The organism is Apibacter sp. wkB309 (genome assembly GCF_002964915.1).
Taxonomy (GTDB): domain Bacteria; phylum Bacteroidota; class Bacteroidia; order Flavobacteriales; family Weeksellaceae; genus Apibacter.
This window is the reverse complement of record NZ_PSZL01000003.1, coordinates 48,384-63,007: the sequence shown is the minus strand read 5'-3', so window position 1 is coordinate 63,007 and position 14,624 is coordinate 48,384. Positions and strand designations below refer to the sequence as shown.

Here is a 14,624-nt window from a genome sequence, read left to right as displayed (position 1 = left end):
ATAAGTAACATAAATATTTAGATAATTCTAATATTTATATCATTAATTCACATTTTCATATTGTTTAATTTTTACCTAAAAACAATTAAATAGATATATAAGATATATTATCTCCACAATCATTATACTTTATTTTTTTTATTATTATCCTTTATAATCATAAAACATAATTTTATAATTTATTATAATTAATATATCATGAAAAATATTATTAATATTTAAATAAAATATATAAATTATATATCAGATCTCAACTATATAATTACTATTAATAAAAATTATAACAGTAGTAATCAACATAAATTAATAATATGTTTATAGTATTTTGTCATAATATAAATTATTTTTATATATTTGAATTATGTTAACCAAAATATATATGAATGAAATGACATAACTAATATTTAATAAATTATTTAAGCATTTATACCTTTTTATTATATATTGAGGTATTTTGATCCCTAATATTTTCATTATTTTATCTTGGATGAAATAGTAAGAATACTTATATACAATATAAACTCAACATTATTTTATTTACTAATTTAACCTAAACTTTGATTATGATAAATTTTAAACCGTTGCTCTTTATCACAGCTTTCATTATATTTAGTGTATATCAAGCACAAGATATTTCAGAAAGAACTGCACAGAGAGTGGCTAACAATTTTTTAAAATTGAAAGCTAAAGATCCTTTAAAAAGATTATCGAAACAATTCAAATTATCAAATATTACTTCAACCATTGATAAAAAATACGATGGCTTTTATGTATTTAAAGTGGAGAATGGAAATGGATTCTGTATTGTATCCGCTGAAAGCGCAAATCATCCAATTTTAGCTTACTCTTTAAACTCATCTATACTAACCAACAAAAAGAGCTCTCCAGAATTTTTAAATATTTTAAATAATTATCAGTATACTAATTTAAATCTTAGAAGAAACTATTTAAAAAAATCTTATAGTAAAGAAAGCGAACAAATAAAAAAAGAATGGGATGCTTTACTTTCCGATAATGTATTTCCAAATTCAACACAATTATTAAGAAATCTATCGGTTAGTGCTAAAATTCCGGATTCGATTGCTCCACTAATAAAAACTAATTGGGATCAAGCTCCTTTATATAACAAGCACACTCCCATTACTTATGAAGGACAACCCACATTTACGGGTTCTGCTGCTACAGCATTAGGACAAATTATGAAATATTGGGATTATCCTGCTACAGGAAATGATTCTGTAACTTATCGAATTCCTTCCAATTATTTTTATTATTTCTATAATTGGAAATGGAAAAAGTTAAGTGCTAATTTTCAAAAAACAAACTATCAATGGAGTAAGATGCCTACCTCGCTTTCAGGAAGTTCTACAGACGAGGAGATCGATGCGGTAGCTACACTCTTGTCTCATACCGGAATTTCCGTTAATATGATGTATGGACCTATTGGATCAGGTGCTCATAGTGAAAAAGTTCCTAATGCTTTAAAAAAATATTTTAAATACAGCTCAAATATTGAATTAAAAAACAGATCTGATTTTAATTCAGATGAGGAATGGTTAGACATTATTAAAGGCCAAATTTCACAAGGTTACCCTGTATATTTTTCATCTATAAGCCCGGATGCCGAACATGCGTATATAGCTGACGGATATGATTCAAATAATTATGTACATCTTAATTTAGGATGGGCCGGAGAAGCTAACGGATATTATTATATTAATGATCTTCGCGGCTATTCATCCAGCCAAATGATAGTAATAAATATATATCCTTCAGAAACTTATTGTGTTCCGCCTTCAAGTCTTTCAACGTCAAACATATCATCCAACAGTGCCACTCTTAATTGGAGTAATGATATTAGATTTAAAAGTTATAAGATTGAATATAAATCAAGTGGAGATTCCAATTGGACCGTTGCTAATGATAAAGCCACAGGATCATCTCTTGAGTTAGTAAATTTAAAGGCAAATACAACATATACTGCAAGAGTAGCAGCCAATTGCGATGCTAATTATTCCAATACAAATAACTTTGCAGAAACAACCTTTCAAACCAGTATCCCTGAATATCCTACTTCATCTGCTTGCGTTAATAATTTTGAACCTAATAATTCTTTTGATGATGCTTATTTAATAAAATCTGATTCTACTTACCTTGCTGGTATAGGATATCCTGAGGACGTTGATTACTACAAAATTGTTTTTACTACTAATTCAAATTTAGTAGTATTAATGAATAAATTAAATAAGGATTATGATATTATATTATATAATCGTTATTATAAAGAAATCGGGAAGAGTATTGCGGGTAGCGAGTCAAGTGAAAGAATTAAAATTGAAAATCTTTTACCCGGCACCTATTATTTAAAAGTATTTGGTTATGATGGAGCATATGATGAGTCAGAATGTTATGAATTAACGATCAATTCCGGACCTGCTGCTCCTACATGCAGTACTAATTATGAACCCAATGAATCTTTTGAAGAAGCTTACCCAATTGATGTTCTTACCACTTACTATGCGGCTATTGGATCTTCTAAAGATATGGACTACTATAAATTTACATTAAAAGAAACTTCTGATGTTAATATAAGTCTTCAAAATATTTATTTTGGTTATGAATTCAATTTATATGATTCATCAAAAAAATTTGTAGCTAAAGGAGTATTTGATGAACCCAATAACAAAGTAATTCATATTGAAGATCTGCCTTCAGGTACCTATTACATTGAAATAACAGGTAAATTAAACCCATTTGAATGTTACAGACTTTTAATTGATACTGATATATCAAGACATTCTTGTATTAATAATTATGAACCCAATGATTCATTTGAACATGCCATTCATATTAAAACTGATAATAAATATTCAGCAGGAATAAGAATTCCTAGTGATCTTGATTATTATAAATTTATTTTAGATAATAAATCTAACATCTCGGTTACTCTTCAAAATATAGCTGATAAATATGAATTGAAAGTTTATGATTCTTCTAAAAGAGAAATAGGTAGAAGTTATAATGAAGATCTAAGCGATGAAACTATTAATCTAGACAATTTAGATCCCGGAACTTATTATATATTGGTTGAAGGAATTGATAACGCATTTAATGCTACTCAATGTTATGAATTATTAGTAGAAACGATCGCTACAGCTTCTCCATGTGTTAATAATTTTGAATCTAATGATTCGTTAGAAAAAGCAACTCCAATAAATCTAAATACTGTATACGAAGCCGGTATTGGTTCTCCAACAGATAAAGATTACTATAAATTTACAATCAATGAAACATCAGACATAACGGTTTTACTTCAAAATTTACCTAAAAACTATGATTTAAAACTTCTTGATGAAGTAGGTGATGAAATTGACAGCAGTTCAAATAAGGGTACAATAAATGAAAAAATTGTAGCTGAAAATTTACCTGCCGGTAATTATTATGTATACGTATATGGATATGAAGGCGCCTATGATACTACTTTTTGTTATAATTTAGAAGTTCAAACAGAAAGCAGTAATTCATTATGTAAGGATAATTATGAGCCAAATAACACCTTTGATTCTGCATATACCATAAGAAATATATTGACCTATTCTTCTGATATAAGTTCTTCAACTGATGATGATTATTATAAAATATATATAGGTGAAAAATCTGATCTTTTGGTTATTTTAGAAAATTTACCAAATGATTATGACCTTAAACTTTATGATAATTTAAAAAGAGAAATAGGAAGTAGTACTAACAACGGAACTACCAAAGAAATTATTGATATTAAAAATTTAAATAAAGGCATTTATTATGTATATGTATATGGTAAAAATGGCGCATATGAGCCGGGCAAATGTTATAATCTAAGTGTTAACTATGTTCCTGCTAAGAATTCACCTGAATTTGGAAATCCTGAGAATTCCGTTTTCGTATATCCTAATCCTGTTCATGATGCTATAAATATAAAAGGATTAAATATACTGGAAAAAGGAAAACTTATTACATTAACTATAGTTGACAGAAATGCGCACGTTGTGAAAATTTTGCAATCTAAAGTTGACGACAATATACTTGTAAATGTTTCAGACCTCCCTCCGAATATTTATTTTTTACAAATTCAGGGGCAAAATTACAAATTCATTAAAAAATGAGTTTTTAATTTATAATTAAAAAAGAACCGAAAGATCAATCTTTCGGTTTTTTTATGCAAATCATTTTAATATAAAAGTTATCAATTACAAATTTCATATATCCAATAAACATGATATACTAAAAAAATAATTAATAGTAAACTTTATATTATCATTTTTACACATTATTTAATATAATTTAGTAAATTTGATATATAGTAACCTAAAAAAACTTAAAAAGCTTATGTTTTATCTTAATAAATATATTTTTTCATAGTATGTAATTATTTTAATTTAAAAAAATTACATCAAAATCTTTTCACTCCATTCAACTATATATTCTATACCAAACAGTATACGTTTATTAGAATAATTAAATTTATAGTAATTACAATTTTACTTCATAATTAAAACACTAAAAACAATTCCGATGAGATTAAAATATTCTATTTTAATTATAGCTATATTTATATCTTACACATATTATAGTCAAGATATTTCTGAAAAAACTGCCCGTATTGTAGCCAATAATTTTTTAAATCAAAGAATTCATTCAAAAAATTCAAACCACAATAAATTAATTAATATTACAGATTGTTTTGATAAAAAATACGATGGTTTCTACATTTTCAAAAGCTTAAATGGTTTTATAATAATTTCTTCACAAAGTGAAAACCACCCAATTCTAGCTTATTCATTTGATACAACTCTTAACGCGGAAGGAAATCAATCGCCCGAATTTTTATACTTTCTTAGAGAATACCAATCAGCAAACGAATATTTAAGAAAAAGTAAAGTTAAAAAAATAGGCGAGGATAAAGAAAGATATTTAATAAAAGAAGAATGGGATGCTTTACTTTATAGAAAAGAAATACCTTTATCTAAAATTAATCTTAAATACAATGAAATTCCTTTAACAATAGATCCTTTGATTACAACAAAGTGGAGTCAAAATACATTTTATAATAAGTTGGTACCTAAAACCTATGAAAACCAATCTTGTCCAACGGGTTGTGTGGCTACCACTATGGCCCAAATTATGAAATATTGGAATTACCCTGTCAAAGGTAAAAGCTCTAATACGTATAAGATTCAAAATACTTATTATGATTGGAAAGGTAAAACATTAACAGCTGATTTTGCTAACACTACCTATTTATGGAATAATATGCCTACTTCCCTTTCCCTCACTTCCACCACACAACAAATCGATGCAGTTGCCACATTAATGCTTCACACCGGTATATCGGTTAATATGATTTACGGACCTAACAGTTCGGGGGCATTTAATAACTCTGTTTTAAAAGCATTGAAAAATTACTTTCAATATAGTTCGGATATAAAAATGGTTAATAAAGGAAATTATAGTAATTTCGAGTGGATAAAACTAATTAAGGATCAGCTGATAAAAAATTATCCTGTGTTTTATAAAGGAAGCAACAGGCAAGGAGCACACACCTTTATTGCTGATGGAATTGATAATAACAACCTCATTCATTTTAATTTTGGGTGGGGCGGTTATGCAGATGGATACTTTCAATTATCTGAACCGGCAGGTTATAAATCCAATCAAAGTGCAATAATAAATATACACCCTATTAATTATACTTGTTCTATACCTTCGGGTCTCACCACTTCGAATATATCTTCAACTAGTGCTGTTTTAAAATGGAATAACATTCCGGGCATTCTAAGTTATACTATTGAATATAAAACAAATAAAGAAGAAAATTGGAATACCAAAACCCTTGAATCAACCGACACATTATACACCCTTACAGGATTAAAACCAAATACTTCATATAGTTGGAGAGTAAAAGCAAATTGCTATACTTCTAATAGTTCCAATTTTGAAGAAAACTCATTCTATACCTCTTCTAATTGCACGGCTAATTATGAACCTAATGACTCGTTTGAAACTGCATATCCTATAAATATCAATACTTTATATTCAGCTGCACTTGGCTCTAGCTATGATTTAGATTATTATAAATTTTCAATTTATAATAAATCCACTATCCAAATTATTCTTAAAAACGTATCTAAAAATTATACCTTAGCTTTATATAATTCTTCAAAGAATTATATTACCGGTAGTACGAATATGGAGAATAATAAAAATCAATTACACATAAATTTAATACCCGGAACATATTATATAATGGTTAAAGGATATAAAGATGCATTTCTTGACAATAAATGCTATGATTTAATCGTAAATCAAATGTTCAATGATAAAATTACTGATAGCAATAACTTAATCTTATATCCTAATCCCGCTTATGAAACTCTTAATATAAAAGGAATTCCTTCAAATATTCAGAAATTTATAACATTAACTATATTTGATAATAGTGGAAAACTAGTTAAAAATATACGTGTATTAATTGAAGACAAAATTTCTATAAATGTCTCTGATCTACAGCCCAATCTTTATATTATAAAAATTTTAGGAAAGAATTACAAATTCATAAAAAAATAAACGTAAGAATTACGTTAAAAAACCGAAAGATAAATCTTTCGGTTTTTTATACATTAAATTAACATTATTAATCAACTTTTTTTTTATCAAAAAAATAAAGAGTCATACCGGCTCCTATGATCCCTAATCCAATAATACTCTCCCGAGGATGGTTGACAAAAGTAAAATACAAAATATAAAAGCTGAAAAGTAAAAAGATACCGGGCATCAGTAAAAAAATATTACCTTTGAAAAGTACCCGATCTTTTTTCTTAATAAATAAAGAAGTACTCACAGCAGCCGTTGAAAGAAGCTGAAGTACAAATGCTGTGTAAATAAAAATTTCTTCAAATTTACCACTCAATATTATTAGTATACTGATAAGGGTATGAGCAACTACTGCCCAAATAGGTATTCGGTTTTTATTTTCTTTACCTAAATAACTCCAAAGATGATTTTCTTTTGCTGTTGCCTGGGTTACTCTCGATCCAACCCACAAATAGCCACTAATTGTTGAAACTAATTGCAATGCAATCAAATAACTTATCCATTTTACGCCTCGAACTCCTAAAATATTAGTAAATGCGATATTGGCAATGTCTTCTTTTCCTTCCATTTGTTCGATCGAAGCATGTTTTAAAAAAACAAAATTTACCAACACATAACTTACTGTTACAAAAACAGTTCCTATTATCAACGCTTTGGGAAGATTAACTTTAGGCTTTTCAATTTCTTCAACAATATAAGAGGCAGAATTCCAACCGGTATAAGCGTAGGTTACAAATACCAAAGAACTGGCAAAAGCCGGAACAATGACTTCATGAGTCCAAGAGTTATCCCATAATAATGCATTGGTAGGAGACGGACTTATCGAAATTCCAATTACAATGAGTACTAAGATAAAAGCTACCTTAACAACGGCAAATATATTTTGAAAACGACTGCTTACCTTTAAGCTGAAACATTGAAATACAGCAATAATAATGATAATGAGAATGGCAGTACTTCTTTCATTTTCAAAACCTAAATATTTAGCCATAGCTAATGCTGCTAAAGCAATTGGCCCGGAGAAGCCAACAATAAGCGATACCCAACTGGTGATGTATCCCATGATGGGATGATAAGTACGAGAAAGATAAATATAATCTCCTCCCGATTGCTTAAAACGAGCTCCTAATTCTGCATAGATAAAAGCACCTATTAAAGCCAGTATTCCCCCGATTGTCCATAAAAGAATAATAGTAAACGTATTGTGTAATTCCGGAACTTGATATCCTAAACTTGTAAACACTCCCGTTCCTACCATATTGGATATGACTATGGCAGTTGCTGTCTTCCAGCCTATTTTTTTCATATTTATATTAAATATATAAGTCTAATATTAGAAATTCATAGATAGCTTAGTAAACCAATTAGCTCCGGTTGTACCCATCTGTACCGGTGCATACTTGAAAACATTATAATAAGAATTTTCATAGATTTGCTTATCCGGAAAGACATCAAAAATATTATTTCCGCCCATCGTTAGTATTAAATCTTTTCGTATGGAATAACTGATACTAAAATCGGTTACTAATTTTGGATCGTGATGTTGTACCGAACCGTAGGGATAACCATCCCTCGTAACTTTACCGAAATAGGTATTTCTTACTAATAGATTCCATTTCGAAACCGAATAATTGAAGCCTAAAGTTGCCTTTGCTTTCGGACTTAGAGATTCAATAATATTGGTTTGATCGGGTCCGAAATATTCATTTCTGTCTCCTTCAAAAACTTTCGGAAAATGATAATCAACAATTTCTGTTTCTGTATAGTTTCCTGATAAACTTATATCCAGATTTCCCCTTCCTAAACCAACTTTATACGTGGCCACTATATCAATACCTTTCGTTTCCGTATCTACAGCATTAGTAAAAAATCGTGCTCCTTCCACTCCATAAGATTCTACTTTTGCATTAACAAATTCACTCGTGAGTACAATACGATCTTTAACTTTGATATAGTAAGCATCAGCCGTTACATAGATTTTTTTAGAAGGTTTAAATGTTAAACCGGCACTTGCATTAATTGATTTTTCTTCTTTAAGTTTATCAATACCTAATGCTTTTGCCAAAGGACTGTCATTTCTGAATATACCTTTAGAAACAACTCCTGATCCCGACGATGAGATACTGGAAAAAGAATTATTAAAATATTGCTGTTGAAGAGACGGGGCTCTGAATCCATTACTGAAAGCTCCCCTTACAGCAAATCCGTTTACATATTCATAACGCACCGCCAACTTTCCTATCCAAGAATTACCAAAATCGGAATAATGCTCATATCTTCCTGCCAAATCACCGGTAAATTTTCCTTTTTTAAATGCTACATCCGCATAACCGGATGCATTATTTCTGTCCTCTTTTAACGCATTTTCAGGAGAAAATCCTATAAAACCTTGTGCTCCCCCCTCTCCCAGTATATCTGTGGGAAGGGTAGATGCTGTTGCCGGATTACCAAATTTATCGTAACGCATCCATGATCCCTCTTCTCCTGCCTTTATTCTATATTGTTCGTATTTAAATTCTCCTCCGAAGGCAATGGAAAGAAGTGTATTTATTTTTTTAGAAATATCCAGATTGATAGTATTTTGCATAAACTCATGTCCCCCGGCTTTAAATTCCGTTGGTGAATGTATGCCCAATGAAGCGTTGTTTGTATGCGTTGCCTTATAATTAAAGAGGTTTTCTCCAAAAGTATTACTTATATCTACCATCCAATTATTATGCATATATCTTATTCCCGTAGAGTTAGAAATATCATAAATAGTGGATTTTAATAAAGGTTGAAATCCTATCGGATAAAGCTCTTTAACTACATTAGTTTTTTCACTGGGAAGTCTTCGGAATTCAGCTCCTTCTCCTTGTCTTAAACTTGCTCCACCGAATGAGTAGAAATCATACTTTTCGGATAATGGATAAATGGAATTTATAAAAAATTGTTGATTTTTAATTTGAGCATCTCCGGCCCTGAAACGGAAATCTTTTTGGGTTAACCCCATTTCTGCCATAATTTTTTCATCGTTTATTCTGGCCTGATTGGGATCCGGTGCAAAATCATAGGCAAAGTTATCGCCAAACTTGTCCAGATTATTATCATAAGAACGATTGGTTTTATTTCTTTGGCTGACTACAAAAGAAAGATTGATACTTCCTCCTTTATCTCCTAATTTAGCCCCGTAATTTCCACTAAAATTGTAAGTTTCCCCGTCATTTCTATTGGTTAATCCATAGGTGATGGATGCCGAGCCGCCCTCATTCTTTTTTAAAATAATATTAATTACACCGGCAATGGCATCCGAGCCGTATTGAGCTGCCGCACCATCTCTTAAAACCTCTATTTTTTCTATTGCTGAAACGGGTATGGCACTTAAATCTGTACCCACAGATCCATTACCTACCGTATTTTGATAGTTGACTAATGAGGTAGTATGCCGTCTTTTTCCATTCACTAATACCAGAACCTGATCGGGCCCCATACCTCTCAAGGTAGCAGGATCAATATGTTCCGTTCCATCGGAAGAAGATTGGCGAACAGAATTGAATGAAGGTACTAAATAATTTAATAAGTCGTTAACGGTTAATTGAGGAGATGCCTTTTCTATTTTCCTGACATCTATTACGTCTATGGCAACGGGAGAATTTACTTTGGTTCGTTCTGAACTTCTGCCACCGACCACAACAATCTCTTCAAGATCAAGGGAATCTACGGCTCGTTTTTCTTGAGCATCTACATAATTGGTAAATTCTAAAATTAAACTTACCATTAACAAAGAAACTTTTTTCATTATTTTTCTTACAGTTACTAAATTATATTTATTAAAACTGTATCAAGAAAAACCGGAAAGGAAAAAAGAAATTATTCACAACTCAACACACTCACAATTCGCGAATCACTCATCTTTCCCCTCAGGGCTGGAATTAGCACCAAGCCTAAGCAGGCCGGTTGCCAAGGTTTCACAGGGCCAGTCCCTCCACCTTTCTTGATAAGTGATGTAAATATACCATAATTTTCATAATAAAATAATTTTATATTATATTATTTTACCTCTAAGATAAAGAAATAAATTTACTTTATCTTAAAAAATCTTACCAAGAAAATTATTCCTATTCCAAACAAGGAAATGAAAGTAAAAGATATTTGTAATGAAAATTTTTCAGCTAAAAAACCAATGCAAGGAGGACCTAGAAAAAAACCGATAAAACCAATGCTGGTTATAACTGTAAGCGCTTGTTCTGGCGAAGCAGTTTTTGAATTTCCCGCTAAGGTATATACTAAGGGTACCACTGCAGATATACCCAATCCAACTATAATGAACGAAAGAAGTGTGGTTAGTAATGTTGGAAATAGAACAGCACAGATCATACCTGTAAAAATTAAAGATCCGCTGATGATCAACGTAATTTTTGAACCGAATTTCCGAACTATAAAATCAGAAATGAATCGTCCGCAAGCCATGGCTGCCATATAGGCAGTCAAACCATATCCGATATATTTTTTATCGGCTTTCACTATATTCCTCATATATTCATTGGACCAATCGGTCATCGTTCCTTCAGAAACCATAGCAAAAAAAGCTAAAAATCCTAAGACAATAAGATTTTTATCAACTCTGATAAATTTTGATTTTTTCGGTAATTCCATCGGTTCTTCTATGGCTTCATCCGGCAATAAGTATCTGAATAACCAAAGGGAAACCAGGATTCCTACGGAAGAATATAAAATAAAATGCTCTGAGGGTGGAATATTTTTAGCAATCATTACTGCTCCTAACCAAGAAGCAAAAAAACCTCCAATGCTCCAAGTACCGTGCATGGAGCCTATTATTTGGCCTTTATAGGATTTTGACACATTAACAGCTTGTGTATTTATAGCTATATTGGTTAAATTACCTATGGCCCCGTAGGCTATTAAATTGAGTTTCAATTGCCATAATTCACCGCAAAATCCAATCCCAATTAAAAATATAAAGTAAAGAATGATAAATGTAAGGGTTGATTTTTTGCTTCCCAGCTTTTTTATAAGATTACCCGCAAAAGGTAACGTAATAAGTGTTCCGATTGATAAAAATAGTAAAACCAATCCCCAATTGGAATCGGAAACATTCATCGATAATTTAATTGTTGGAATCCGTGAAGCCCAAGTCGCGGAACTGCCTCCAAAGAAAAAAAATAAAAGGGTTACAGCCATTCTGGGCAAATGCTTTTTGTTTATCATTAGTAATTCTCTCGGATTTTTATTGGATTATTCATTTATCATTAACTCCGCGTATTTATAACATAAAAAAGCCTGCTTGATTCAATCAAACAGGCTCTTCATTATTTATCTTTTTAATCTTTTGTCGGAGATTCTTTTTCAACCTCCCGTATTTTAATTTCCGTACTGTCTTTTTCTTTATTTAATCCAATATAGAGATGGTCTCCGTCATGTATCGATGAATTGATAATTTCTTCAGCGATCACATCTTCCACATATTTCTGGATCGCTCGTTTAAGCTGACGTGCACCGAAATTTTTGTCCCATCCTTTTTCAATGATGAATTCTTTTGCTTCCGGAGATAATTCTACTTCATATCCTATTTTAGCAATTCTATCGTACACATTTTTCAATTCTAAATCTATAATTTTGGATATATCTTCCTTTTCCAAATTATTAAAGATGATAACATCATCGATCCTATTTAGGAATTCAGGAGCAAATGTTCTCTTTAAAGCGTTTTCTAGAGTAGATTTTGCTCTTATATCGGATGATGATTTTTTGGCAGAAGTTCCAAATCCAACACCGTCACCGAATTCTTTAAGTTCACGAGTTCCGATATTGGAAGTTAAAATGATTATTGTATTTCTAAAATCTATTTTTCTTCCCAAACTATCCGTAACATGTCCGTCATCTAAAATTTGCAAAAGAATATTAAATACATCCGGATGCGCTTTTTCTATTTCATCTAAGAGGATTACAGCATAAGGTTTTCTTCTTACGGATTCAGTCAATTGCCCCCCTTCTTCATATCCTACATATCCCGGAGGAGCTCCTACTAATCTAGATACGGCAAATTTTTCCATATACTCACTCATATCTATTCTAATGAGAGCATCATCTGAATCAAATAATTCTCTGGCAATAACTTTTGCTAATTGAGTTTTTCCAACACCGGTTGCTCCTAAAAATATAAATGTTCCTATAGGCCTGTTAGGATCTTTTAATCCGGCACGATTTCTCTGAATGGCTTTTACAACTTTGTTGACTGCTTCGTCCTGACCGATAATTTTTCCTTTCATCAGATCTTTCATTTGAGCAAGTTTTTTAAGCTCTCCTTCTGCTACTCTTTGTACAGGTACACCGCTCATCATTGAAACTACCTCTGCAACATTATCTTCGGTAACAATCTCCCGATGTTCTCTTGAAGATTTTTCCCATTCTCTTTGTGCATTCGCTAATTTTGTTTCAATCTCTTTTTCAGTATCTCTTAATTTTGCAGCTTCTTCATACTTTTGGCTTTTAATTACCCTAGTCTTTTCAGCTCTGATTTTTTCTAATTCTTTCTCATAATTAACTATTTCCTTTGGAACTTTGATATTTTTGATATGGACTCTTGATCCCGCTTCATCGAGCGCATCAATCGCTTTATCCGGCAAATATCGGTCGGTAATGTATCTTGTAGTAAGATTTACACAAGCTTTAATTGCCTCCTCGGTATAAGTTACATTATGATGTTCTTCGTATTTATCTTTAATTTGATTTAATATGATAATGGTTTCTTCCGGAGAAGTTTGTTCAACCATTACTTTTTGAAATCTTCTTTCTAAAGCGCCGTCTTTTTCAATATATTGCCTATATTCATCCAAAGTAGTCGCTCCGATGCATTGTATCTCTCCTCTTGCTAATGCGGGTTTGAACATATTGGAAGCATCTAAAGAACCTGTGGCTCCTCCGGCTCCTACTATGGTATGGATTTCATCAATAAAGAGAATAATATCCGAGTTTTTTTCAAGCTCATTCATAATGGCTTTCATTCTTTCTTCAAATTGTCCTCTATATTTAGTACCTGCAACCAGTCCGGCTACATCTAAGGTAACTACACGTTTATTGTATAAAACACGAGAAACCTTTTTTTGAACAATTCGTAAAGCGAGACCTTCTGCAATGGCTGATTTACCAACTCCGGGCTCTCCTATTAACAAAGGATTATTCTTTTTTCTCCTGCTTAATATCTGAGATACTCTTTCAATTTCTTTTTCCCTTCCTACCACCGGATCTAAACGACCTTCGAGTGCAGCAGTGGTTAAATCTCTACCGAAATTATCTAATACCGGTGTTCTGCTTTTCGAAGGATTGGATCTGCTACCTTTGGGTGATTCGTATTGATTTCCTTCACTAATGCCTTCTTCTTCAGAAAATTCATTGGTGGGTTGTTCTGTAAAATCTTCTTGAAACTGAAATCTATATTCTTCTTTAAGGATATTAGCATCGATATTATACTTTTTGAAAAGCTGGGTTACCGGATCGCTTTCTATCCTCAAAATGCATATCAATAAATGTATGGTTTCTATTTCCGGGCTTCTAAAAAGCTTAGCTTCTAAAAAGCTTGTTTTTAAAGCTCTTTCGGCAGCTTTAGTAAACGGGATGCGATTCCTGTCTACTTTTATACTTATTTCAGGTTTATTAAGATTTTCTATTTTTCTCCTTAAGTCACCTAAATCAACATTTAAACTTTGAAGTATGGTAATAGCTTTGCTGTTACCTTCACGTAAGATACCCAGTACAAGATGTTCCGTCCCTATATGGTCATTACCTAATCGTAATACTTCTTCATTACTGAAGCTTATTACATCTTTGACTTGTTGTGAAAAATTTTCGTCCATGTATGACTTACTGTTCTATATATTAATATTTTACGATTTAAATCTTGCATTTATCATGCCACTTTACTTATCTGTTATTTTGTCATATTCCTTGATAAAGTAAAATATTTTTTTCTGATAAATGTACTCTATTATTTT

General features: G+C 31.2%; 6 protein-coding genes and 1 riboswitch. Of the genes, 2 read left to right on the top strand and 4 right to left on the bottom strand.

What is annotated here, in order from left to right:
• Positions 1 to 563: 563 nt before the first annotated feature.
• Positions 564 to 4,145 carry a C10 family peptidase gene (locus C4S75_RS03435; protein WP_105296932.1) on the top strand — a complete coding sequence of 1,194 codons (3,582 nt, stop codon included), beginning with the start codon at positions 564 to 566 and terminating at the stop codon, positions 4,143 to 4,145.
• 409 nt (positions 4,146 to 4,554) lie between these two features.
• Positions 4,555 to 6,606, top strand: a complete 2,052-nt coding sequence (locus tag C4S75_RS03430; RefSeq protein ID WP_105296931.1) for a C10 family peptidase — start codon at positions 4,555 to 4,557, stop codon at positions 6,604 to 6,606.
• Positions 6,607 to 6,673: 67 nt separating this feature from the next.
• Here the strand turns inward: C4S75_RS03430 and C4S75_RS03425 are convergent, their stop codons facing one another.
• From C4S75_RS03425 to C4S75_RS03410, 4 genes are all read right to left on the bottom strand, one after another.
• Complete coding sequence (locus C4S75_RS03425; protein ID WP_105296930.1) at positions 6,674 to 7,939, bottom strand: APC family permease; 1,266 nt, start codon at positions 7,937 to 7,939, stop codon at positions 6,674 to 6,676.
• A gap of 27 nt (positions 7,940 to 7,966) precedes the next feature.
• A complete protein-coding gene (locus C4S75_RS03420) occupies positions 7,967 to 10,411 on the bottom strand; it encodes a TonB-dependent siderophore receptor (protein WP_105296929.1) in 2,445 nt (814 codons plus the stop codon).
• Between the two features lie 106 nt (positions 10,412 to 10,517).
• Positions 10,518 to 10,616: riboswitch (SAM riboswitch) on the bottom strand.
• Positions 10,617 to 10,692: 76 nt separating this feature from the next.
• A complete protein-coding gene (locus C4S75_RS03415) occupies positions 10,693 to 11,841 on the bottom strand; it encodes an MFS transporter (RefSeq protein ID WP_105296928.1) in 1,149 nt (382 codons plus the stop codon).
• 113 nt (positions 11,842 to 11,954) lie between these two features.
• Complete coding sequence (locus tag C4S75_RS03410) at positions 11,955 to 14,486, bottom strand: ATP-dependent Clp protease ATP-binding subunit (RefSeq protein WP_105296927.1); 2,532 nt, start codon at positions 14,484 to 14,486, stop codon at positions 11,955 to 11,957.
• Between the last annotated feature and the right edge of the window lie 138 nt (positions 14,487 to 14,624).